This window comes from Pseudarthrobacter sp. NPDC058329 (assembly GCF_042879835.1).
Taxonomy (GTDB): Bacteria; Actinomycetota; Actinomycetes; order Actinomycetales; family Micrococcaceae; genus Arthrobacter.
The window spans coordinates 51459-73179 of record NZ_JBHVZR010000021.1 but is presented as its reverse complement, the minus strand read 5'-3'; the positions used below and the strand labels follow the sequence as shown (position 1 = coordinate 73179).

Here is a 21721-nt window from a genome sequence, read left to right as displayed (position 1 = left end):
TGGGATCCATGGTGTCGCTCATGATCAGTCCTTCCCGCCAGGCAAAGCCCGGCGTGTCAGGCCAACCACGGATCCACCGTTATTCAGACAGTCCCACAAGCCAAAGAGAAGCCAGCTACGACTGGCCATGGGGGTATGGTGTTTTTGACTTCCCCTACGGTCGTGCGACTGACTTCCGCAAAACAGATGGAATGAAAATGGGGATTAAATGAAGAAGAGCACTTCAATCTTGGCAGTAGCGGCAGTGGTTGGCCTTTCAGCGCTGACAGCAACCCCGGCCAGTGCCACCATTGGTGCATACCCGAACTGCAGTGCGGCAGCAGCAGCGGGCGCTTTCAACATTGCGATTGGAACACCCGGCTACGGCCCGCATCTGGACAGTGATGGTGATGGTGTTGGGTGCGAGCGCGCGGCGGAAGATGGAGCGGTAGATCAGGCTCCGGTGCAGACCCAGGCTCCCGTAGAGACTCAGGCTCCGGCCCCGACTCAGGCTCCCGCCCAGAGTCAGGTTCGTGCCCAGGTCGCCAAGAAGCCGGTCGGCGGTGCTCCTACCGGCGTCGAGCAGGAGAGCGACATGGGCATGGGCTTCCTTGCTCTTGGAGGCCTTGTGGCGGCTGCGGCCACCGCAACTGTCGTCGTGCGCCGCCGTAGTGCCGTCAAGGCCTAGAGCTTTTCGAACTGATTGCTTCGAATGACTAGCTCTACAAGTGGCCGCCGCAGATGCTTCGCGTCTGCGGCGGTCGCTTTGCTACTACTCACAGGCTGTGCATCTACCGCTTCCACACAAGCGGTCAGTGCCCAGGACACCACAATCGAGACGGGCAGTAAGTCGACTCCCCCGTCATCTCCGGCGGCCGCACCGGCCTCGCAAGATGACGTCATGGCCGCTTCTGTCCCGATTTCCATAGATATCCCAAACTCGCAGGTGCAATCCAAATTGATCAGTTTGGGCCTGCGCGCAGACGGGACGCTGGAAGTCCCGCCGGACGCGCCAGGAGCCCCGGCAGCTTGGTTTAACGGGTCGCCTACCCCCGGCGAACTTGGGCCCGCTGTCATCTATGGACACGTCAACGCGACTGACGGTGGGCCAGGCGTGTTCGCCGACCTACGCAGTCTCGTGAAGGGCGACCTCATCAGGATCACGCGCCAGGACGGCACAACCGCCGTTTTCGAAACTGATGGTGGTGAACAGTACTCAAAGGCAGCATTCCCGACCGAGAAGGTTTATGGGAATACGGAGGGGTCCGAGCTTCGCCTCATAACCTGCGACGGATATGATCCAAAAACAGGTGAGTTCGACGACAACTACGTTGTCTACGCGAAGCTTGTCTCTTAAACGCCACCTTGGCGTATGCAAGACCCCGCCCTAAGGCGGGGTCTTGCTGCCTCAGAAGCGAGTTATCGTCATGCACATCACTGGCCGCGGCCGTCAAGTGCACAGTCGCAGAAATAGCTGGGATAAGCTTCATGCAGTTGTGACATAGGTAATATTTCGGGGGGCAAGAATGGATTCCAAGACACCGCTTAAGTTCGGGGCCACGCTAGTAGAACTGATCCGGGCGCGGCATCCGATCCTTCTGGTGGAGACTCACGAAGGCGACCGAGTGGTTGCTGCTGCTGAAGCTGTGGCCGTTAGCCCGGATATTCGCCGTCAACGCAGGGTCACTACCTACACGGTTTCCAAGGGCCTGCACGCACCCGGTCAAGCGGGGAAGCCAACCGCCCCGGACGTTGCGCTCGCCGAAGCCATCAAAACTACCGAGCCCACCATCTTCGTCTTCTTCGATCTCCACCACTTCCTAGGATCGCAGGGCCGTCCAGCCGAGCCCACGATGGTGCGCGCGGTCCAGGACGCAGCGACAGCGTTCCGTACCGGAGAGGTCCCGCATACTCTCATCATTGTTTCCCCGGGCATGACTCTGCCAGCGGATCTCGAAAAGGAAGTTACCGTTGTTGATCTTCCCTTGCCCACAGCAGGGGAGATCGAGGGCGTCCTTGATGAGATTGTCAGCGCGAACGCGGCGTCCATCATCGTTGACCTGAACACGGACGAACGCCAGAGGCTCATCCAGGCAGCACAGGGCCTTACCCTCGGTGAAGCGGAGAACGCCTTCGCGCGCGCCATCGCCTCAGACCGACGGCTGGATGCTTCGGACATCGCGTTGGTCCTTGACGAAAAGCGCCAGACCATTAGGAAGTCAGGACTGCTGGAGTTCATCACGCCCGAGGGTTCGTTGAACGACGTAGGCGGTCTGGAGAATTTAAAGAAATGGCTGGAGAAGCGGAATGGCTCCTGGCTGCCGGAAGCTCAGCGCTGGTCAATTCCCGCACCGAAGGGTGTGCTCATCACCGGTATCCCGGGCTGCGGCAAGAGCCTGACCGCGACCTGTATGGCCACGCTATGGGGCCTGCCCCTACTCCGCCTAGACGTTGGACGAGTCTTCTCCGGCCTCGTGGGCTCCAGCGAACAGAACATGCGGGGAGCCCTGAGGCTGGCCGAAGCAGTTTCCCCCTCCATCCTCTGGATCGATGAAATCGAGAAAGGCTTTGGTTCGAGCGGCAGCGGAGACTCCGGCACCAGCCAGCGCGTCTTCGGGACGTTCCTGACCTGGATGCAGGAGAAGAAGAACCCGGTCTTCGTCATCGCCACCGCGAACAAAATCGATTCCCTTCCGCCGGAATTCCTCCGCAAGGGCCGCTTCGATGAGATCTTCTTCGTGGACCTACCAACGCGGGAGGAACGGGTCCAAATTTGGCGCATCCAGCTCGAAAAGAGGCTCACAGCGAGGTCTGAAGCCAGCGGTGATTTCGAAATCAACGACGCTTCCCTGGGCTTCCTGGCGGAACAAACAGAAGGGTTTTCCGGGGCCGAAATCGCAGAAGCAGTTGTGAGCGCCTGCTTTGAGGCCTTCTCGGAGCGACGGAGGCTCACCGAAAAAGACCTGCGGAGGGCGATTACCAACACAGTCCCGTTGTCAGTCACCCAAGCTGAGCAAATCAATGGGGTACGGGAATGGGCCTCGCAGCGGGCCGTAGCAGCGACATCGACCAGCTCCCGCGGTGATTACTCCACAAGCGGCTCGGCAGCAACCGGTGACGTCAACTCCTGGCGCGGCGGCCGGCAGATCGACTTTGGGGACTAGGGCAACCATGAGCCTCGAAGTTCTCCTCATCCCGATCGGGATAGCCGCCATTGCCGCCATTCGTGAAGCTGGCCGCACTGATTTGTGCGAGAAGTGCAAAACCACGCGGATTAAGGACCAGCAGCTCCTGCAGGACGCACTACTTGCCATGGGCGCCGCCAGCCTCAGCGTCGCCGAAGGCCGCATTACCGGTGACAGCCCCTACGGACGGATCACTTTTCAACGGATCGGGGAACTGTTCATGGGGCGCGTGGATCGCGCCGACGACCAGGTCACTGACAACATGCTGGCTGCCTTGGACATGACCGTTGGCTCCTTGCTGCAGCAAAGAACGATCGCCTCCTTGCACGCCCGAGCCGCGGAAATGGGGATGACCTTGGTCTCCCAGACGGCAGCAAACGGAGAAGTTCAACTCGTTTTCGAACAGGCCGCTTGATGCAAAAGAAGACCATAACTATCACGGTTTCAGCCTCAGGGTCCATCACTGCTGAGGCGAATGGTCCCGGCCCAGCCTGCGTAGATGAGCTAGCCGCGATTCAGGCCCTCCTGCCCGACGCAGTCATTGCAGACTCACGCCTGACACCTGCCTACTTTCAACCCGCAACACAAACAGTGGCAAATCACCAACTGCAGCATGAGAGGGACAACGGACGATGACGCCTGAAGAGAAACTGTGTTCACGAACATGGCGGCTGCGGAACAGTGCCGGAGTCCTGTGGAGTATTCTCTCTTTCGGCTTCCTTACGGGCGTGGGATTTCTTATCCGCGGGGTGAAAGCCAAGAACAAGCTGTGGATCCAAATGGGCATAGGGTTCCTCGTCCTGGGAGTCGGGCTCATGGTGGCGACCGGAACGTATGACTCCGGCACAAAGGAAGCACCCATTCGTTCCACGGCGAGCACCGTCTGGGGATGGATATGGTTCCTTACCTTCATCGGTGGACTCGTGGCAATGTTCATAACCAACCGGAAGTGGTTGGTGTGGAAAGCGCACGCTGGGGACACTAAGTGGTATGCCCAAGCCGGAAATTCCGCACCCTCGGTCAGTACCAGCCCTGCCGCAGGCTACGATCCGAACGCCGCGTCCGCCGCATTCAGGTCAGTCGGTCCTCCACCTCCGGCCACTCTTGCCCAACATGCTCCGCCGGCCCAAACCGTTTCGGATCATAGTGCCCAGTCGTCCGCCATTGACGTGAACGCGGCAGCCACCCAGGACTTTGTTACTGCCCTCGGAATCGAACACGCCGTTGCCGAACGTATCGTGCAGGCTCGTCAAAGCCAAGGACAGTTCACCTCCTTCGAGCAACTCATGGCCAAGGCCCAGATACAACCGCACCTTCTCATTCCACACCGTCACAGGCTTGTCTTCGTAAACCCAAGCAGTGGGGCTACGCAGGCCCCGGCACAGTCACAGCCGACAAGGCGCAGCGCGAATCAAGCAGCCCGAAGACTCGATCTTTGACCACGGAAGTTCTGCGCATCGCGCGAGTCCTTCATGGGACGACAGCCGAAGGCCCTGGTCTCCGAACAGCCGTCTGGTTTCAGGGATGCAGCATTCGCTGCAGGGGGTGCATAAACCCGCACCTCTTCAGCCCGAGCGGCGGAAGCGACATGACGGTCAGCGACATCGTCCTGGGTGCGATAGCCGGGGAAGTCGAGGGCCTCACGCTCATCGGGGGTGAGCCCTTTGACCAGTCTTCCGCTGGAGCGAAGCTTGCCATAGAGGCGCAGGAACAGGGGCTAGGTGTCATCGCGTTCTCCGGCTACGAGTACGAGACCCTGCGTGACAGGGACCAAGCCACCAAAAGCTTCCTTGCCGAGATTGATCTGCTCATTGACGGCCCCTACCAAGCGTGGAACCAGGAAACAAACCGAGCATTGGTCGGTTCCACCAACCAACGCTTTATCCACATATCCGACCGGTATAGATCCTATCGGCCTGAAATTGCCGCCAATCGTGTCGATATACGTGTCCTGCCAGATGGTTCTATCGACGTGGCTGGCTTCCTTGATATGGATAGTCTCAACAATCTGCTGGAAGCAACGAAAACGAGCAGAAAGGCCCGGAGGTCGACCACCGAGTAGTCCGAGCAGCGTTGGCGGTGTAGACGGAGAAGGTGCCGCTGTCAGGGTTGGCGGCGGTCATCTCGCCGAACGCTCACATCAACAGGATGATGAGGATCCCGGCCACGAGGCAGGAGATCAGCACCGCCGAGCCGGGCGCCCAAGGGAGGCGATCGAGCAACCGCTGCTGTGATGAGTGCGATCCAAGCCGCTGAACAACGGTAAGTGCGGCGGCAAGCACTGCCCATTACCCTGCTCCTGGCGTAGTTCGGCAACGCGGTTCCTCGCAGCAGCAGCCGGCAGCGTAGAACCCAAAAAGTACCGTAAGACACCGGGCTGGTTGTCTTCTTAGCGCCACGGGAGAGGCTGCTTAAGAACCAGTCAATGCCGTGCCTGAACCGCTGGATGAGCTGGACCTGCTGACCCGCGACATGGCCAAGGCGACGAACTGGCCGGTCTACCACCAGGCCGCCGAGCGGTTTCATAAGCTGGTGAGGACGGCGTCAGGAATGGGCACCGTCGACATCCAACCATGAGACGCTCGCCGAACTCTGCGGCTACCTCATTCGCTATCCGATCGAGAAGCTGCACAAGTCCAACCGCGACCACATCGCGTTGGTGGCGACCCTCTGCGCCGGCAACGCTGAGGAGGCAGTGGACGTCGCCCGCAAGCAGTTGGACATCCTGCACCACACGATGTTTATGGGGTGCCAGGCGAAATCTAAGCCTCGAAGTTCATGCCGATTGGCCCCTGACAGGGGCCGATACCTCATCAAACCTCCAAGGTGCTTTTCGTCCGCCGGGCCGCGCAGCAACATGTCCTATGTATCCACGTCAGGGGCGCTGCAAACACCCCACAGAAATGTCAGAGGCGACTGTTAGCTTTCCCGTATCTACATCGCCCGGGCCCACCGCGACGAGTATCGGCAGGAAAGGAGTACCAGCGATGCAACCGAATTTCGTCAAGGTTGAGATCCATTGCGGGACCAAAGGAAGCACAACTTCCCTATGCGTCCGAGTCGATAGAGGGGTCCCTCCTCAACTACAATGCACGACGTCAGGAGGTGCTGCCGGCTCGTCAACTGCCGCCCATCACACCTGCGCCGATGCGAAGCGCTCCTTGCTGAAGGCGGAAACCGTCTTTCCGAACAGGTCAAGCAACTCGTCGCCCCGCGAGTGGGACAGCCACCACAGGTCCGGGGCCGTACTAGTTAACTGCTGACCGAGAACTCAAGCCGTCAACCGCTCAGTCGCGTACTTGTTCAGAGGCATTCCGTGATTGGCAGCCTCGATCGCCAGCTTGCGGTGCAGTTCCGGAGGGACCCGGAGATTGAGCCGGCCACTGAACTTTTGCGTGGCGATGGGTTCAGGCACAGGCTCACCTGACTGAGTAAGTTCATCAATGACGTCCGACACCAACCGTTCAATGCCGCGCAGCGCCTCAAACTGGTCCTCGTCCAGCCAAGAGAGGGACGGGAACTCGAGAACCGTGGCCACAAATTCTTGGTCCTCCGGCGACCATTGGACCGAGTAACGGTACTGCGCCACCGGAGACGGTGCTGCAGCTGCTTTTCGAGTGGACATCTACTTCTCCTTGCTCCGATCGATGGCGGCTATAGCTTGCTTCACCTGGTACGGCTTAGCCTTGCCCTTCTTGTTCTGCAGATTGATCCGGGGATCCCCCGCCCAAGGCATTTTGAAGATTGCGTTGTGACTCCCAGAGCCTGACCTGGGTTCGCCAAAGTAGTGGGTACAAAGTTTGAGCATGTCGCTATAGGAAACGTTTTCAGGTGAATTTCTAGCTTGCTTTTCGATCTTCTCGATGCTCGCCACTTGCACTATGGTGCCACTGTTGGCACCACCTTTCAAGGTGGGCTGCGCGAAGGGCGCGCCAAGCCGAAGCCGGGACGACGCCCTTCGTATGCAAAACGCCGAAGTAGTTCCTCGCCTTTGAATTCAGTCGATAGACACCGTCTGCTTGTCACGGTCCGTAGCTTCAACGCCACCTTCAACCTTTCGGCCGCCCCGGTGGTTCAGCCAGTTCGCCACCGCAAGAACCCCCACGAGCCCAAAGGTGCTCAGGAGCTGGGGGCGGGAGTCCTCGCCGATGAAGCCCACCGTGAAGATCGCTACCAAAATCAGTAGACCAAGTGAAGTGAGCCACGGGAAGCCGGGCATCCGCAACGGCAGGTCCGTTCCCTCACGGTCGGCGCGGAGGCGCAGCGCGAGCTGGGCCAGGAGCGCGGACGTCCACACCAGCAGGCACGTGGAACCCACGATGTTGAGCAGGACGCCAAGGACCATCTCGGGGAATACAAGCTCCAGGACAACAGTGACAACACCGAAGGCAACGCTGGCCAAGACTGCGACAACCGGAACCCGTGCCTTCGACACCGAAGCGAGCAGCCGTGGTGCTTCGCCCCGCTCAGCCAGGGAGTAGGCCATTCGTGAAGCACCGTAAAGGTTGGCGTTGAGAGCGGAAAGCAGTGCTGCCACGGCTACCAGCGTGATGGCGGTGGCTGCACCGGGCAGGCCGGCTGCCTCCAATACCGCGGCGAACGGGCTCTTCAGCCCCTCCGAACCAACCGGAACAACCGCCGCGATAACGAAGATGGCGCCAATGTAGAACACCAGGATGCGCCACAGCACCGTGCGGACTGCCTTCTTGACGCTGCGGGCAGGCTCGGCGGTTTCAGCTGCCGCCACGGACACAATCTCGGTGCCACCGAACGCGAATGCCACCACGAACAGCGCAGTCGCAATCCCGCTGAACCCGTTGACCGCGAAGCCGTCGCCCATGAAGTTGGACAGGCCCGGCGACTGGACGCCCGGCAGCCAGCCGAAGAGCAGCGCAGCGCCCACAGCCAGGAACGCGACAATTGCCGCCACCTTCAGCAGCGCGAACCAGAACTCGAACTCGCCGAAGTTCTTTACGCTGGTCAGGTTCACCGCGGTGAGCACCACGATGAACACGAAGGCCATCAGCCACACCGGCAGCGCCGGGAAGATGGTGGCCAGCAGGCCTGCCGCACCGAGCGCTTCCGCGGCGATGACCACCACCAGCTGCAGCCACCACAACCAGCCGACCGTGGCTCCGGCCACCGGCCCGTAGGCCTTTGCGGTGTAGACGGAGAAGGCGCCGCTGTCCGGATTGGCGGCGGCCATCTCGCCGAGCGCCCACATCACCAGGATGATGAGGGTGCCTGCCACGAGGTAGGAGATCAGCACCGCAGGGCCGGCAGCCTGGATGCCGGCACCGGAACCGATGAAGAGGCCAGCGCCGATGGCGCTTCCAAGGCCCATCATCGTGAGCTGGCGTGGTTTGAGGGCCGCGCCGAGGGCGCGGGCAGACTTCTTTGTCTGTTGTTCCATGGGAATTCCTCTAGTTAGTAGGTGGAACGGAAGGAGAAAGGGATCAGAGAATGGTCAGGCCACGTGGGCTTCGAGGAGCCGGAGCACGCGGTCGTTGGAGGCGGCATCGGCAATGGTGATCCGCACGCCGTCGCCCTGGTACGCGCGGACCATGATGCCGGCGGCGTCGAACGCCTCCACCAGCCTGGCCCGAAGCTCCTCGTCGGCACGGATCCACAGGAAATTGCCCTGGCTCGGCTGCAGCTTCCAGCCCTGGGTTTCCAGTGCCGAAGCCATCCGCGACCGCTCCTGCTTGACGACGGCCACCCGTGCTTCCATCTCCTCCCCCGCGTCCAGCGACGCGATGGCCGCCTTCTGGGCCAGCGCGCTCACGGCGAAGGGAAGGGCGGTGCGGCGCAGGCCCTCGGCGATGGCCTCCGTCGTAATTGCATACCCAACGCGCAGGCCGGCCAGGCCGTAGGCCTTGGAGAAGGTGCGCAGGACGCAGACGTTCGGGTACCGGCGGTAGAGCGCCAGGGCATCGGGGCCGCTGCCGGCGTCAGCGTATTCCACGTAGGCCTCGTCGATCACCACCAGGACGCTGGACGGCACGGACTGCAGAAAGGCCTCGATGCGTTCGTGGCTGATCGGCACGCCGGTCGGGTTGTTGGGAGTGCACAGCAGGATGACCTTCGTGCGATCAGTGACGGCCGCGGCCATGGCGTCGAGGTCGTGGCCCTCCGCGTCATCCAGCGGGATGCGGACCGGCCGGGCGCCCGCCAGCTCCACCAGGATCGGGTAGGCCTCGAACGAGCGCCACGCGAAAATCACTTCATCCCCGGCGTCGCACAGCCCGGTGATGATCTGCTGCAGAACGCCCACGCTGCCAGGTCCCACCGCCACCTCCCCCGCGGTGACGCCCAGGTGGGTGGCGAGCCGTTCGCGGAGTTCGACAGCGGCCGCGTCAGGGTAGCGGTTCATGGTGCCTGCTGCTTTGGCCACGGCAGCGGCGGCAGCGGGCAGCGGCTCGTAGTGGCTTTCATTGCTGGCGAGGGCGGCGATGTCCGCACCGGCACCGCGCCTGCCCGGGACGTAGGAGGGAAGTCCGGTCACCGCGCCGCGAAGGGTGGGCAGTGCGGTGTCCGGCCTTGTCAGGAGTTGATCAGGGGTCATGGGCACCGATCATGGTTGTGATCCGGCCCACAGTGCAAGATACGCTTAGGCCATTGGGACTTCTGCTCAACTTCTAGTACCTCTGGTGAAAATATGACCATCGCTACCTCCCGCACCCTCGATTCGCTCGACGGCCGGATCATCCTGGCCCTCGACAAGGACCCGGAAGCCAGCGCCCTGGCACTCTCCCGGACGCTCGGCGTCGCACGCAACACCGTCCACGCCCGGCTGGCGCGGCTGGAGCGCAGCGGCGCGCTCCGCTCCTTCAGCCGACGGCTGGACCCCGCAGCGCTCGGCTACGAGCTCATGGCCTTCCTATCGCTGGAAATCAGCCAGACGCGGTTCGGCTCAGTGGAAAGCGGGCTCGCAGCGATCCCGGAGGTCATCGAGGTGCACGCCACCACCGGGGACGCGGACCTCATGGCCAAGGTAGTGGCCCGCAGTACGGCCGACCTTTACCGCATCACCAACCAGATCCTGGAAATCGACGGGATCCAGCGGACCAGCACCGCCATCTCCGTCATGGAACTCATGCCGCCCCGCTACGACGGCCTCATCAGCCGCCTGTCCGAGCAGGAAGGCCGTCCCACCACCTAAAGCAGAGTGACCCGCACCACAGGTGGTCAGATTTTCACTTTACTACTGCTTCTACTGCCAAATATCCCAAGCAAAATGGACTCTCTTGCTCCAACGGGAACCCCGGCGCACGATTCCTGCATGACTACTCTTACCGTCTCCGGCCGCGTGGCACAGGTTCTCGGCAGCTACGTCACCGACGTCTTCGGCGTCATGGGCAACGGCAACGTCTACTTCCTGGACGCCGCCGAAAAGCTTGGCCTGCGCTTCTCCCCCGTCCGGCACGAGGGCGCCGCCATCGCCGCGGCCGACGCCTACTACCGCACGTCGGGACGGCTCGCTGCGGGCACCACCACCTACGGCCCCGGCTACACCAACGCGCTCACGGCCCTGGCCGAGGCGGTCCAGGCGCAGATCCCGGTGGTGCTGGTCACAGGGGACGCCCCGAGCAGTGGCGCCCGGCCCCAGGACGTGGACCAGGCAGCCATCGCCGCGGGCCTCGGCGCGGCCACCTTCACCGTCACCCGCGACGCCGTGGGCTCCATCACCCGGCAGGCGGTGGAGTACGCACTTGCCCAGCGCACCGCCGTCGTCATTGCCATCCCTTACGACCTCGCGGCCCTCGAGGCCGAGGACGAGGAGCTTCCGGCGCCCCTGGCAGCTACGGTGACGGACGACGGCGGCACTGACCTTGGGCACGTCGCCCGGCTTCTCGCCGAGGCCAGGCGGCCGCTGATCCTCGCCGGCCGCGGCGCGCACCTCGCCGGCGCCGGCCCGGAGCTCCGCAAGCTCGCCGACCGGCTCGGCGCACTGACCGCCGGAACCGCCCTCGCGCTCAACCTCCTCAACGGCGAGGGGTACCTGGGCGTGGCCGGCGGTTTCGGCACCGACACCGCGGCCGGCCTCATGGGCGAGGCCGACGTGGTCCTGGTGGCCGGGGCCAGCCTGAGCCCCTTCACCATGCGGTTCGGGCACCTGCTCGGGCCGGACAGCACTGTCATCCAGATCGACACCGCCCTGCAGCCGACACATCCGCGGGTGGACCTCTTCGTCAGCGCAGACGCCAAGTCCGCCGCGGCACGTCTCCTCGCGATGCTGGACGACTCGGCTGTGGCGGAGGGCTGGCGCGCGGAAGCCCGCAAGCGCCTGGCGGAAGGACCGGCCCACCACCCGGGCTCAGACGAAACCGCGGATGGCCGGCTGGACCCGCGCGCCCTTGCCACTGCCCTGGATGCCGTGCTGCCGGAGCGCCGCACGGTGGTCCAGGATGGTGGGCACTTCCTCGGCTGGGCGCCCATGTACTGGAACATCCCGCGGCCGCAGGACCTGGTGATGGTGGGGACTGCCTTCCAGTCCATCGGGCTGGGCCTGGCGAGCGCCGTCGGGGCAGCCCGTGCTGTGGAGGACGGCCGGACCCTGGTGCTGGCCTCCGGCGACGGCGGTTTCCTGATGGGCCTGTCCGACCTCGAATCCCTCATCTCAGCTGCGAGCAGCGCCATCGTGGTGATCTACAACGACGCCGCCTACGGAGCCGAGATCCATCAGTACGGCTCCCAGGGCCTGACCGAAAAGCCCATGCTGATCCCGGAGGTGGACTTCAGCGGGGTCGCCCGCGCCCTCGGTGCCGAGTCAGCGGTCATCCGTTCCCTGTCCGACCTCGCCGCGCTGAAGGACTGGATCGACGCCGGGGCCAGGGGAACCTTTGTGGCCGACTGCCGGATCACCTCTAGCGTGAGGGCGCCATGGATGAGCGAGTGGATGAACGCCAAGCAAGCAGCAAAGGCGGCGGTGGCCGGGTAGACGTGTTGAACGTCGAGCTGTCCATGTTGGCGCCGAAAGCGTCTATGTTCTCGAAGTTTCCGAAAGCATTGAAGTTCCTAATTGCCGCGTCTACAACCTTGTTGATCATTTGAGCTGTGTGTCTTGCGGCGCATTACCGCTCGGGCGTAGCATTTCTTGCAGGTCTCGCTCGCGGTTGTTGCTCAACACTTTGATGAGGTGCAGACCATGGCATTCGAAGTTTTCGAACGAGGCAGCTTCCCTCCCCCGAATGCGCCAAGTGTCACCGTCCAGAAGAAGGGCCTGTTGTCCCTAAATCGCGCTGCGATGGATCTGCTACATAATCCAGAAGCGGTTCAATTTCTATGGGATCGCGATAGAAAAGTTATAGGAATTCAAGCGGTAGGTATTGATTCCTCGAACGCTTATCCAGTTCGACGACAAGCGCCGGCCCGAAGCGCCCAGTCGCGTAGCGGCGCTAGCCTTATCGCCGGCACTTTGTTCGCGCGATACATCAACCTCGACACATCTCAGGCGCGGCGATGGCTACCTCGAATGGAGGGCGACATCCTGATCGTTGATTTGAAGCAGGTCGGACAACCGGTAGTGTCCAATAGGGACCGCGGACGCCTTCATAGCTCTTGACAGTGCGCCGCTCTCTCAACTAGGCGCCAGTCATGCACGAAGAACTCACATTTCGCAGATTTCCTGTCACCACAGGAATTTCCCTGGCCTATTTGCTGGAGGACACCGATAGCTACCACGGCATCTACATTCTTCATTTCGCTGACGGGAAGGAATATGTAGGACAAGCCGTCGACTTCCTGAGTCGCTACCGAGTTCATTCACGCCGATACGGCAGTCGGATTACTGCAATCGACTTCGCCCCGGTAATCCGCCCCGGCTTAGATCAGTTCGAGATCCTCACGATCCACTGGCGTCAACGGGAAGGAGCGGACCTGTTGAACATACTCCTGAAAAACACCCTTGCGGACTATCGCTTGCCCGACCATTGGATGCCCCAGCAGTATCCGATCACCTTTCGGTTACTCCCTCACCAAATACCCGACCAGAAGCTTCGGGGACAGGATGCGTCGGCGGACCTGCAAGGTCTGAAGAATTACGTCCGGTTGATTGAACATCCGCGGTCCACTGAGGCGATCGAGGCCCTCGCAGTATTCCTGGGCTCCACGATTCGTGATCCCGCAAAAACTGAAGGAAGCAACTGGGTTGTTACAGCCGTACCGCGATCCGACGACGGTAGGCGACGGCTTGCGTGCTTAACGTTCCAAAACATGCATCTGCTCACACTTTTTGACTCTGGAAGAGGGGAGATCTACGCGACCGCGAACATCGTCCCTAGTCCCGTGCTGTCAACTCGTTATAAGGGAGAAGATCAGTGGCATGAAGCCGACCATGTGATGCTACGTGAGGTCCGTCTTCAACCGAGGCTATTGATTCAAGCGTTGAAAGAGGACCCTTGCTTCGTGACGGCAGCCCGAAATGCAGTTTCCTTGTGGGCTAGCAGGGGCGCCTCGGTGATCAATCGTCAGCATTGTTGGCCGCTTGCCGATGCACTACTGGCACACATCTACCGCAGTGCTGAGAAAGTCGACAGAAGGGTTTAGCCGGCTTTCCAAACCCAAACTAGGGTGTCTGTGGATGGGCGGTGAAAGGTAGTTCGGCCCCAATCTGCTGAAAGCCCGCACCATGGGCTCGACGCTAGTGAGAGGTTGAGTCAAAGAGGGGTGTCGGACCCGAACTCAATAGCCGCCGCTGTCGGATGGGGGACCTCGCCGCGCTCACGGACTGGATCGACGCCGGCGCCAAGGGAACGTTCGTGGCCGACTGCCGGATCACATCGAGTGTCCGGGCTCCGTGGCTGAGCGAGTGGATGGAGGCGTCCCGGGCGGCGGAGGCGGGGTAGCTCGCCGCCAGCCCCGCAGGGTCTCATTGGCGACTATCCTGGGGGGTGGCCGACGCTGACTGGACCAGGTTCGTCAGCCAACGCGGATGCCGTTGTCGGCGAGGAACTCGCGGGCACGGCCCATCTGGCGGTCGGCGGAGAAGGTGTACCACTGTTCGCTGAGGTTCTCGCCGTGAACGAGGTCGCGGAACCGCGAGAAGGCACCCTTACCTTCGATTGCGCGCTCCAGCCGCTCCCGGAGGGCCTGATCATGCTGCCGCTCGGCGAAGGCCGCCATGTCCTCCCAGGCATCCCTCGAACCCGTGCGGTCGACTCGAAGCCGACGGTCCGGGTCCTCCTCCACGTCGATGGCTTCGTCCCCGACCATCATCGGGTCAGTGGCACTGTCCCCGTACACCTGCCCGGTGCGAAGGTCGAGGTAGCCACCCGCCCACAGGTCCATATCCCCTTCCAGGACGGTGCTGAGCATGTCCATGTCGACCGGGACCACCCGGCCCGGCAGCCGCTCGCGGCGCAGAGCGGCCAGCAGGTCATGCGCCAGTGCCCGGTCACCGGCACCGCCGCGCCAAGTCAGACGGTTGATGACCGACAGTGCCACCGGCTCGGCTTCCTGGCGTCTCTGCTCCAGCGCCATCGGGATGCCCGACCCGACCTGTTGGAGAGCATCATCGATGTCGTGTCCTGTCACCGCCGCAAGAAAGCCGGCTGCATCTCCTTCGCCGATAGCGGCACGTACTTCGGACACGTCGATTCCCGGCACTTGCGCTTGCGCGGGCCATGCGTGCAGCAGCATGGGGTGCGGCTGGCTCGGTCTCTCTGGCGCCTTGCTCTCCCCGTCGTCGGCAGCCCACCGGCGCCCATACTGGTCCGGGATGCTGCCCCAGCCCCAGTACGGCAGGGGAATGCCAGGACGGATACCCAACACCTCCAGCGGGTCGACCTTCACCTCCGCCACGACGCATCGGTGGGTCCACGCGTCGCCGAGGTCGAACGTGAACTGAAATTCGGCCCCCGGCTCCACCGTACGCACGACCTTGGCTACCTCGATGTCGATCGATGCGGTGATCGGGCCATGGACCGATGCGGCCATCTCGGCCCCTGTCTCTTCATCGGTGATGACCCGGCCGTCAGCCAAGGAGAACATGGACAGGTGCGAGCGGTCCCACCGGGCGAAGGCGCCATTGATGGCATTGGCGAGGTCCATGAAGGTGTGCGACGGTCCGACCGCGAAGATACGCCCTGGCCACGGCCACAAATCCTCACCACGTCCGCCGAGCAGTTCCACCGTCACCGATAACCAGGTTCGTACCATATCCCAAGGATGGCATGTGTCGCGGCGGTGCCGTAGTCGCGTTACTTGGCCGACCTCCGAGCTGGGACCGCCCGCCTCAAGACGGGGTCCGGCAATACCCCGCCCCGTGATCCGCAAGCGGCAAAAAGGTTCCCTGCGCGCCCAAAGCCGCGTGCCGCCGTCGTACTAGCCACTCGTTCACTGCCTGGACAGGTGCCGCTCCCCAACTGTTCATGTCCGCTGTATTGACTGTGGAAGCCCGCGTGAGGAGCGGTTCCCTGGGTTCCAGGCGACGAGCCGCTCTCTTCTCCACCGCACAAATGCAGTAAGGCTCTCATGACAAACGGTATGTCCCGCCGCGGAATTTTGAAGACCGGTTCGGTCTTAGGACTCGGTGCTTCGATTGCAGCGGTCACTCCCGCTCAAGCCCTCGCCGAAACTCCCCAGCGCACGAAGAAGGGAGAGTACTTCTGGCTGAACGGGGACCATCACGTTCACACCCTTTTCAGCAACGACGGTAAGTACCGCGTGGTGGATCATGTCCGGCAAGCCATCCGTTACGGCGTCGACTGGCTCGTTCTCACTGATCACGGCAACGTGGCCCACTCCCAGCTCAGCACCGAGCAGATCGTTCCTCTCATCGATGAGGTGCGTCAGGAGTTCGGGGATTCAATCCTGATCTACCACGGCCTGGAGTGGAACATTCCAGGGGCCGAGCATGCCACAGTCTTCGTCGCCCCCGGCCGCGACGACGTTGCGGTCCTCAAGGACGTTGAAGCACGCTGGGACGCCCGGGTGAAGGGCACCAGGGACGGAACTGCCGCCAACGAGGCCCTGGCCCTGGACGGGATCCGCTTCATGGGCGAGGCCCGCGCCAAAAAGCGGGTTGAGGACATCGTGATGATTCCAAACCATCCTTCCCGGCAGGGCATCGACTCCCCGCACGAGATCCGGGCGTGGATCGACGCAGCACCGGATGTGGTGATTGGCATGGAGGGTGCTCCCGGGCATCAGGCCGGTGGACTGCCGGCGCCGCACGTCGGCAGTCGTGCACGGGGACTTTACGACGGCGCGCCGGGCGCCTTCTCCTTCAAGGGCTACCCTGCGGAGTCGTACCGCACCTGGGGTGGCTTCGACTGGATGACTGCCACAGTGGGCGGTGTGTGGGACAGCCTGCTCGCCGAAGGACGGCTGTTTTCCGTTACGGCCACCTCGGACAGCCACAACGTGTATCTCGATACCACCACTCGCGGCCCCGGAAGCGACTTCGACGCCAAGGGCCGCACCGAAGACCCGGTCTACAGCGGAACAGTGGACCTCACCGAGAACGACTTCTGGCCCGGCTACTACAGCCGCACCCACGTGGGGGCCGAGAAAGTCAGCCACGCCTCGGTGATGCAGGGGCTGCGTGAGGGGCGTGTGTGGGTGGACCACGGATGCCTGATCGATGCCATTGATGTGAGTCTCTCGGACCAGGCCAAGTCGGTCACGCTCGGAGGAAAGCTTGGCACGAAGCGGGGCAGGAAGGTCACGCTCACGGTCTCCATCGCCCCGGCATCAAAGCCAAACTTCGCCGGCTTCATTCCAGAGTTGGCCCGGGTTGACGTGATCCTTGGCAAGGTGACCGGCCCGGTGGCCGACGCAGACACCATGACCGCTCCGGATACGCGCGTCATCACACAGCTGCCCGTCAAGGACCTGACGCTCCGGAACGGCAGTTACAGCTGGACACAGGAAATCGAAGCCTCCTCTGATCACTTCTATATCCGGCTCCGCGGAACTGACGGGAAGAAGTCCCAGCCAGGCTTCCTCGGCGCAGATATTGACCCCGCGGGGCCAGCCATGGATGAGATCGGAAACGCCGATCCGTGGGAAGACCTGTGGTTCTACACCAACCCCGTCTTCGTAGAGGTCGTTAACTAGTCTTCGCTTCTGGTTGACGCCCCGAAAGCCCAGCACTCGCCTGACCCGGGTGTTCCATACCCCTTTAGCGGGGTGGTGCGCACCAGGTACGCGAGCCGGCCCTTTCGCACTTGCACAAGAGGGAGGCCGACGACGACTTTTCAGTGTCGCCGTCGGCCTCCTTGTCATGCCCCACGGCATACCTGCTAACCGGAAAGTTGGGCCGTCAACCGCTCCGTCGCGTACTTATTCAGGGGCACACCGTGATTGGCAGCCTCAATCGCGAGCTTGCGATGGAGTTCGGGCGGTACCCGGAGGTTGAGGCGGCCACTGAACTTTTGCGTCGCGATGGGCTCGGGCACGGGCTCACCCGACTGCGTAAGTTCGTGGATGACGTCGGACACTAACCGCTCAATGCCGCGGAGCGCCTGAAACTGATCCTCGTCCAGCCAGGAGAGGGAAGGGAATTCGAAAACAGTGGCGACGAACTCTTGATCCTCCGGCGACCACTGGACCGAGTATCGATACTGCGCCACGGCAGACGGCGCAGCAGCTGCTTTTCGAGTGGACATCTACTTCTCCTTGCTCCGATCGATTGCCGCGCCACAGGGCAATGGTGCCACTTTTGGCACCACTCCTCAAGGTGGCCTAATGACGCCGAGCCCGACACTTGCCGGACACGCCCCCTCCGCAGGGGAACCCGCGGCAGGGCTCGGCTTTTGGTCCAGTCGATGAGCACCGCGTGCTTGTCACCGTCCAGCACCGACACCGCGGCCGGGCCCCCTGGCTGACCGAGCGGATGAACGACAAGCAGGCTGCGAAGGCGGCGGTGTCGGGGTGAACACATGTTGGGAAAAAAGCCCCAATCACGCAGGGCTTATCCAGCCGTAGGGCTGAGACCGACGGTCTGGGATGCTTGGTGTTGCTAGCCGACCACGACCGACCGGGCGCCACTGAACGCGCGAGCGCGGAAGGCCATTCGCGCACTTCCCCGCGGCGTCAGGAGCGGTAACCAACGACGGAACTAGGAACATCGTCACCGGCTCCGGGCACTGCCGGCTGGGAGGGCCACGTGAGACCGAACTAGTTAATCGTTAGGTTCATCGGCCGGCGTTTCAGCAACATCTGGGCCTGGCTTGTCGTGAACTTTCTTCGGGATCTTACCCTCGACGTCTGCGGGCACGGGCGGGTCCTTCTCATCATCAGTAGACATGGGCCAAGCCTAAGCTGCCCGTGCATCTGCATCTCACGTTCTCCTCTGTCGGGACCTGAGTGCGTGACTGCCCGCTGAAGCCGAACACATCCTCGGCGACCTCGCGCGCAGGACCCGGGTGCTCCACGTTCCTACGCCGTTGCTGGACCTCACCCTCGTCCAGATTGCTGGCCGCCACACTGTTCGGCTTTTAGACCCTGCCTCAGCGTGAAGCCGGGTGCCGTCATCGTGTCCCGCTGTGACCGCCTCCCCCTGTCTCCACTGGCAGCGGGACAGCCCTGGTGGGATAATTTAGGGCATCCTCGAACAGGAGGGGCCATCATGGCCGGCCTTGGTGTTCTACAACCTGGCCGCCGCTCCCGGGCATTCGCGCCCCGGCTCCTGGCGGTTTTGCTGGTGCTCGCGCTCGGCGTGCTGTTCACTCCACCCGCCCGGGCGGTCGACTACGGGCATGACGTTTCGTGGCCGCAGTGTCCCGGCGGCCTGCCCATGCCGCCGGAGAACACGGAATTCCTGGTGGTGGGGCTGACGCGCGGACTCGCCTTCACCGAAAACCCCTGCCTGCAGCAGCAGTACCAGTGGGTGCTCGACCGCGGCGTCCGGGCTTCGGCCTACGCCATGGCCACGTTCCCCACCACGGCACAATACGACACCTACGGCGACGACGGTCCCTTCCCCACAAGCACCAGGCCGGACCGGCTGCGCAACGTCGGGTACGCCGAAGGGCGCGCGGCCCTCGCGTCCCTCGCCACGGTGGGATGGCGGCCGGAGAGAATCTGGGTGGACGTCGAGCCCCGCCCGCAACAGCCCTGGCCCAGCTCAACAGCAGCCGAGCGGCAGGAGAACCGGTACGTCATCTCAGGGCTCCTGGCTGCACTGGCCGACGCCGGGTTCCCACAGGGTATCTACTCGTATCAGAGCGCTTGGGAGGCCATCACCGGTTCGTGGCAGCTGCCCGACGTGCCCGTCTGGTCACCGGCCGGGCGCCTCGACTTCGCCAGTGAAGCATCCGACCTCTGCGCGAATCCCAGCTTCTCCGGCGGCACCGTCCACCTCGCACAATGGACCGACGGCACCTACGACTACAACATGACGTGCATCGGGGTCTACCAGGCCCACGTCGCCACGATCGGCTGGCAGCCCAGCGTCTCGGACGGTGCCACCGCAGGAACCACCGGCCAGGCACTGCCGCTGGAGGCGCTGCGCCTCTCGGCGGCTGGAGACCGCCTGTCGGGCGACATCCTGTGGCGGGGGCATGTCCAGAACATTGGCTGGCAGCCATGGACGACGGCGGCGTCCCCCATCGGGACCACCGGGCTCGGTCTGCGCCTGGAGGCTTTCGAGTTGCGGCTGACGGGGGATCTCGCCTCGCAGTACAGCATCAGGTACCGCGCCCACGTGCAGAACGTCGGCTGGCAGCCGCACGGGGTCGACGGGGCCACGGCCGGCACCGTCGGGCAGGGCCTGCGGATGGAGGCCGTCACCATCGAGCTGGTTCCAAAGGTGGCACCGGCATTCACCGCCGTGTACGCCGCCCACGTTCAAAATGTCGGCTGGATGCCAAACGTTTCGGACGGGACCGTCGCCGGGACCACGGGGCGAGCTTTTCGGGTCGAGGCGTTGCGCCTCACCGTCTCCAGCACGGCCTATAGCGGGGGCGTCGAGTGGCGTGGGCATGTGCAGCGCATCGGTTGGCAGCCGTGGACATCCTCGGCAAATCCCATCGGCACCACCGGGCAAGGGCTCCGTTTGGAAGCGTTTGAAATCAGGCTGACCGGTGAGATGGCGAACCAATACAGGATCTACTACCGCGCTCACGTACAGGATGTGGGCTGGCAGTCATGGGTGGCCGACGGCGGAACGGCAGGCACTGCGGGTTTGGGCAAACGGATGGAGGCCGTGCAGATCCTCCTCGCCCCGAGGACCGGCTAGTCCAGCCGCAAACGCTGAGGCTGATTTTGAGCCCTAAGCCTGAACCGGCTCGATACCCGGTGCACTTGTGACCATCGGGGAACAAGCCGCCACAGGGACGTGACCTCGGCCGCGCGCGCCGCGAACAGAGGATCGTCTCGGTCCGATGCCTTCGGATGCGTTGGCTTGGTGTCGAGCCGTTCCACCACCTTCAGCCCGGCCGCCTCGATGGCGGTCAGCAGATCCTCACGCGACCGCAGGCCAAGGTGCTCGGCCAGGTCGGAGAGGACAAGCCAGCCCTCACCGCCCGGCTCCAGATGGTCGGTTAGTTCGTGCAGGAAGCGGAACAACATCCTGCTTCCGGGGTCGTAGACGGCGCTATCCAGGGTGGAATGCGGCGTGGCCGGAATCCAGGGCGGGTTGCACACAATCAGCGGTGCCCGTCCCGGCGGGAACATGTCAGTCAGGACGGCCTCGGCACGGTCCTGGACCCCGAGGTTCCGGAAATTCTCAGCGGCGCAGGCGATGGCACGCGGTTCATTGTCCGTTGCCACCACGCGATGGACGCCGCGGCGGGCGAGGACCGCGGCGAGCACCCCGGTGCCGGTTCCGACGTCGAACGCCAGCGTGTCAGAGGGCAGCGCAGCAGCCGCCACGAGATCCACATACTCACTGCGGGTGGGGAAGAACGTGCCATAGTGCGGGTGGATGCGGCCCTGCAGGGCATCGACGTAGACGCCATTCCGTCGCCACTCGTGGGCGCCAATGGCCCCGACAAGCTCATGCAGGGACACCACGGAAGATTCACCGATATCACCGTACGCTTCCGCGGCGGCCTCCCGGATATCCGGTGCCCGGCGCAGCGGCACCACCGGGCCCAAATCAAGAGGAATCAGCAGCAGGCCAAGAATGCGAGCTCGGTGCGAGCGGGACTGGCGATGCCGGTAAAACTTTTCGGCCGGAGTTCCTGCGATCTTCTTTCCGGCGCCTACCCGCCGGTCCAGGGCGTTGAGGATCTGCCGCGCGTTGTGGAAGTCACCGTGCCAGAGCATTGCGATCCCCTGTGACGCCATCCGGTTCGCATCATCGGCCGTGAGGGAGTCGGAGACCACTTCGACGCGCGCCGGCGCCGGCCTGCCGTTCGCAGATCGCCATCGCGCGGCCATGCTGACACCAGCCTCGACCCAGGACACGAGGGCACGCTCATCCCCCGCGGCTGTGCGCGAGGGCTTGGGCTCCGGCGTCGGAATTCCTACGGGAGCTGGCATGTCGGTACTGATAAAGATCCATTCCAAGAGTCCGGGGGGCGGACCGGAGACCGACGATTGCGGCGGCGATTCCACGACGTCCGAGGCTACGGCCCAAGATTCCAGACCGTCATCCGGCAGAGGAC

General features: G+C 63.1%; 22 protein-coding genes. 14 read left to right on the top strand and 8 right to left on the bottom strand.

From position 1 onward, the window contains the following. The 8 genes from ACFVYC_RS20275 to ACFVYC_RS20240 all read left to right on the top strand — a co-directional run. Window positions 1–212 (top strand): hypothetical protein (locus tag ACFVYC_RS20275; protein WP_387553650.1); only part of this gene is annotated, 212 nt, incomplete at its 5' end. After that, a complete protein-coding gene (locus ACFVYC_RS20270) occupies window positions 209–667 on the top strand; it encodes an excalibur calcium-binding domain-containing protein (RefSeq protein ID WP_387553648.1) in 459 nt (152 codons plus the stop codon). The genes ACFVYC_RS20275 and ACFVYC_RS20270, both read left to right, overlap by 4 nt. A gap of 213 nt (window positions 668–880) precedes the next feature. Continuing rightward, window positions 881–1336: a class F sortase gene (locus ACFVYC_RS20265; protein WP_387553646.1), complete on the top strand. Its 456-nt coding sequence runs from the start codon at window positions 881–883 to the stop codon at window positions 1334–1336. Between the two features lie 169 nt (window positions 1337–1505). Next, window positions 1506–3143: an AAA family ATPase gene (locus ACFVYC_RS20260; RefSeq protein WP_387553644.1), complete on the top strand. Its 1638-nt coding sequence runs from the start codon at window positions 1506–1508 to the stop codon at window positions 3141–3143. Between the two features lie 7 nt (window positions 3144–3150). Beyond that, window positions 3151–3579, top strand: a complete 429-nt coding sequence (locus ACFVYC_RS20255; RefSeq protein ID WP_387553642.1) for a hypothetical protein — start codon at window positions 3151–3153, stop codon at window positions 3577–3579. A gap of 217 nt (window positions 3580–3796) precedes the next feature. Beyond that, complete coding sequence (locus ACFVYC_RS20250) at window positions 3797–4603, top strand: helix-hairpin-helix domain-containing protein (protein ID WP_387553640.1); 807 nt, start codon at window positions 3797–3799, stop codon at window positions 4601–4603. After that, entirely contained in the window at window positions 4600–5226 is a 627-nt protein-coding gene (locus tag ACFVYC_RS20245; RefSeq protein WP_387553638.1) for a 4Fe-4S single cluster domain-containing protein, read from the top strand. The genes ACFVYC_RS20250 and ACFVYC_RS20245 overlap by 4 nt, the downstream gene beginning before the upstream one ends. A gap of 368 nt (window positions 5227–5594) precedes the next feature. Next, window positions 5595–5741 (top strand): hypothetical protein, encoded by a 147-nt coding sequence (locus tag ACFVYC_RS20240; RefSeq protein ID WP_387553636.1) that lies wholly within the window; start codon window positions 5595–5597, stop codon window positions 5739–5741. Between the two features lie 694 nt (window positions 5742–6435). Here ACFVYC_RS20240 and ACFVYC_RS20235 read toward each other — a convergent pair. The 4 genes from ACFVYC_RS20235 to hisC all read right to left on the bottom strand — a co-directional run bounded on the left by ACFVYC_RS20235 (window position 6436) and on the right by hisC (window position 9729). Next, window positions 6436–6789: a type II toxin-antitoxin system HicB family antitoxin gene (locus ACFVYC_RS20235; protein WP_387553634.1), complete on the bottom strand. Its 354-nt coding sequence runs from the start codon at window positions 6787–6789 to the stop codon at window positions 6436–6438. Continuing rightward, a complete protein-coding gene (locus tag ACFVYC_RS20230) occupies window positions 6790–7038 on the bottom strand; it encodes a toxin HicA (protein WP_387553632.1) in 249 nt (82 codons plus the stop codon). It abuts the gene before it with no gap. Between the two features lie 123 nt (window positions 7039–7161). After that, window positions 7162–8577, bottom strand: coding sequence for an amino acid permease (locus ACFVYC_RS20225; protein ID WP_387553631.1), 1416 nt, complete (start codon window positions 8575–8577; stop codon window positions 7162–7164). 54 nt (window positions 8578–8631) lie between these two features. Beyond that, a complete protein-coding gene (hisC, locus tag ACFVYC_RS20220) occupies window positions 8632–9729 on the bottom strand; it encodes a histidinol-phosphate transaminase (RefSeq protein WP_387553629.1) in 1098 nt (365 codons plus the stop codon). Window positions 9730–9822: 93 nt separating this feature from the next. On the opposite strand from hisC, the gene ACFVYC_RS20215 reads away from it, so the two are divergent. The 4 genes from ACFVYC_RS20215 to ACFVYC_RS20200 all read left to right on the top strand — a co-directional run bounded on the left by ACFVYC_RS20215 (window position 9823) and on the right by ACFVYC_RS20200 (window position 14011). Continuing rightward, window positions 9823–10326: an Lrp/AsnC family transcriptional regulator gene (locus ACFVYC_RS20215; RefSeq protein WP_387553628.1), complete on the top strand. Its 504-nt coding sequence runs from the start codon at window positions 9823–9825 to the stop codon at window positions 10324–10326. 120 nt (window positions 10327–10446) lie between these two features. Continuing rightward, window positions 10447–12105: a thiamine pyrophosphate-binding protein gene (locus ACFVYC_RS20210; protein WP_387553626.1), complete on the top strand. Its 1659-nt coding sequence runs from the start codon at window positions 10447–10449 to the stop codon at window positions 12103–12105. Window positions 12106–12761: 656 nt separating this feature from the next. Beyond that, window positions 12762–13712, top strand: a complete 951-nt coding sequence (locus tag ACFVYC_RS20205; RefSeq protein ID WP_387553624.1) for a hypothetical protein — start codon at window positions 12762–12764, stop codon at window positions 13710–13712. 155 nt (window positions 13713–13867) lie between these two features. Further along, window positions 13868–14011 carry a hypothetical protein gene (locus ACFVYC_RS20200; protein ID WP_387553622.1) on the top strand — a complete coding sequence of 48 codons (144 nt, stop codon included), beginning with the start codon at window positions 13868–13870 and terminating at the stop codon, window positions 14009–14011. A 73-nt stretch (window positions 14012–14084) separates the two neighbouring features. Here ACFVYC_RS20200 and ACFVYC_RS20195 read toward each other — a convergent pair whose 3' ends face one another. After that, the gene (locus tag ACFVYC_RS20195) at window positions 14085–15323 is read right to left on the bottom strand and encodes a UPF0158 family protein (protein ID WP_387553620.1); all 1239 of its coding nucleotides are present in this window, start codon (window positions 15321–15323) and stop codon (window positions 14085–14087) included. Between the two features lie 315 nt (window positions 15324–15638). Here ACFVYC_RS20195 and ACFVYC_RS20190 point away from each other — a divergent pair, with 315 nt between their 5' ends. Next, a complete protein-coding gene (locus ACFVYC_RS20190) occupies window positions 15639–17225 on the top strand; it encodes a PHP domain-containing protein (protein WP_387553618.1) in 1587 nt (528 codons plus the stop codon). Between the two features lie 185 nt (window positions 17226–17410). On the opposite strand, the gene ACFVYC_RS20185 is transcribed toward ACFVYC_RS20190, so the two are convergent. Both ACFVYC_RS20185 and ACFVYC_RS20180 read right to left on the bottom strand, forming a co-directional pair. Continuing rightward, entirely contained in the window at window positions 17411–17776 is a 366-nt protein-coding gene (locus ACFVYC_RS20185; protein WP_387553616.1) for a type II toxin-antitoxin system HicB family antitoxin, read from the bottom strand. A gap of 515 nt (window positions 17777–18291) precedes the next feature. After that, window positions 18292–18417: a hypothetical protein gene (locus ACFVYC_RS20180; protein WP_387553614.1), complete on the bottom strand. Its 126-nt coding sequence runs from the start codon at window positions 18415–18417 to the stop codon at window positions 18292–18294. Between the two features lie 321 nt (window positions 18418–18738). On the opposite strand from ACFVYC_RS20180, the gene ACFVYC_RS20175 reads away from it, so the two are divergent. Then, window positions 18739–20349 carry a hypothetical protein gene (locus tag ACFVYC_RS20175; protein ID WP_387553612.1) on the top strand — a complete coding sequence of 537 codons (1611 nt, stop codon included), beginning with the start codon at window positions 18739–18741 and terminating at the stop codon, window positions 20347–20349. Here ACFVYC_RS20175 and ACFVYC_RS20170 read toward each other — a convergent pair. Then, window positions 20346–21596 (bottom strand): methyltransferase, encoded by a 1251-nt coding sequence (locus ACFVYC_RS20170; RefSeq protein WP_387553610.1) that lies wholly within the window; start codon window positions 21594–21596, stop codon window positions 20346–20348. The genes ACFVYC_RS20175 and ACFVYC_RS20170 overlap by 4 nt on opposite strands. Between the last annotated feature and the right edge of the window lie 125 nt (window positions 21597–21721).

What these genes read in the sequence shown, in the direction of transcription:
- ACFVYC_RS20270 (WP_387553648.1), top strand. Translation starts at nt 209, where the DNA reads ATGAAGAAGAGCACTTCAATCTTGGCAGTAGCGGCAGTGGTTGGCCTT.
- ACFVYC_RS20265 (WP_387553646.1), top strand. Translation starts at nt 881, where the DNA reads ATGGCCGCTTCTGTCCCGATTTCCATAGATATCCCAAACTCGCAGGTG.
- ACFVYC_RS20260 (WP_387553644.1), top strand. Translation starts at nt 1,506, where the DNA reads ATGGATTCCAAGACACCGCTTAAGTTCGGGGCCACGCTAGTAGAACTG.
- ACFVYC_RS20255 (WP_387553642.1), top strand. Translation starts at nt 3,151, where the DNA reads ATGAGCCTCGAAGTTCTCCTCATCCCGATCGGGATAGCCGCCATTGCC.
- ACFVYC_RS20250 (WP_387553640.1), top strand. Translation starts at nt 3,797, where the DNA reads ATGACGCCTGAAGAGAAACTGTGTTCACGAACATGGCGGCTGCGGAAC.
- ACFVYC_RS20235 (WP_387553634.1), bottom strand. Translation starts at nt 6,789, where the DNA reads ATGTCCACTCGAAAAGCAGCTGCAGCACCGTCTCCGGTGGCGCAGTAC.
- ACFVYC_RS20225 (WP_387553631.1), bottom strand. Translation starts at nt 8,577, where the DNA reads ATGGAACAACAGACAAAGAAGTCTGCCCGCGCCCTCGGCGCGGCCCTC.
- hisC (WP_387553629.1), bottom strand. Translation starts at nt 9,729, where the DNA reads ATGACCCCTGATCAACTCCTGACAAGGCCGGACACCGCACTGCCCACC.
- ACFVYC_RS20215 (WP_387553628.1), top strand. Translation starts at nt 9,823, where the DNA reads ATGACCATCGCTACCTCCCGCACCCTCGATTCGCTCGACGGCCGGATC.
- ACFVYC_RS20210 (WP_387553626.1), top strand. Translation starts at nt 10,447, where the DNA reads ATGACTACTCTTACCGTCTCCGGCCGCGTGGCACAGGTTCTCGGCAGC.
- ACFVYC_RS20205 (WP_387553624.1), top strand. Translation starts at nt 12,762, where the DNA reads ATGCACGAAGAACTCACATTTCGCAGATTTCCTGTCACCACAGGAATT.
- ACFVYC_RS20200 (WP_387553622.1), top strand. Translation starts at nt 13,868, where the DNA reads ATGGGGGACCTCGCCGCGCTCACGGACTGGATCGACGCCGGCGCCAAG.
- ACFVYC_RS20195 (WP_387553620.1), bottom strand. Translation starts at nt 15,323, where the DNA reads ATGGTACGAACCTGGTTATCGGTGACGGTGGAACTGCTCGGCGGACGT.
- ACFVYC_RS20190 (WP_387553618.1), top strand. Translation starts at nt 15,639, where the DNA reads ATGACAAACGGTATGTCCCGCCGCGGAATTTTGAAGACCGGTTCGGTC.
- ACFVYC_RS20185 (WP_387553616.1), bottom strand. Translation starts at nt 17,776, where the DNA reads ATGTCCACTCGAAAAGCAGCTGCTGCGCCGTCTGCCGTGGCGCAGTAT.
- ACFVYC_RS20180 (WP_387553614.1), bottom strand. Translation starts at nt 18,417, where the DNA reads ATGTCTACTGATGATGAGAAGGACCCGCCCGTGCCCGCAGACGTCGAG.
- ACFVYC_RS20175 (WP_387553612.1), top strand. Translation starts at nt 18,739, where the DNA reads ATGGCCGGCCTTGGTGTTCTACAACCTGGCCGCCGCTCCCGGGCATTC.
- ACFVYC_RS20170 (WP_387553610.1), bottom strand. Translation starts at nt 21,596, where the DNA reads ATGCCAGCTCCCGTAGGAATTCCGACGCCGGAGCCCAAGCCCTCGCGC.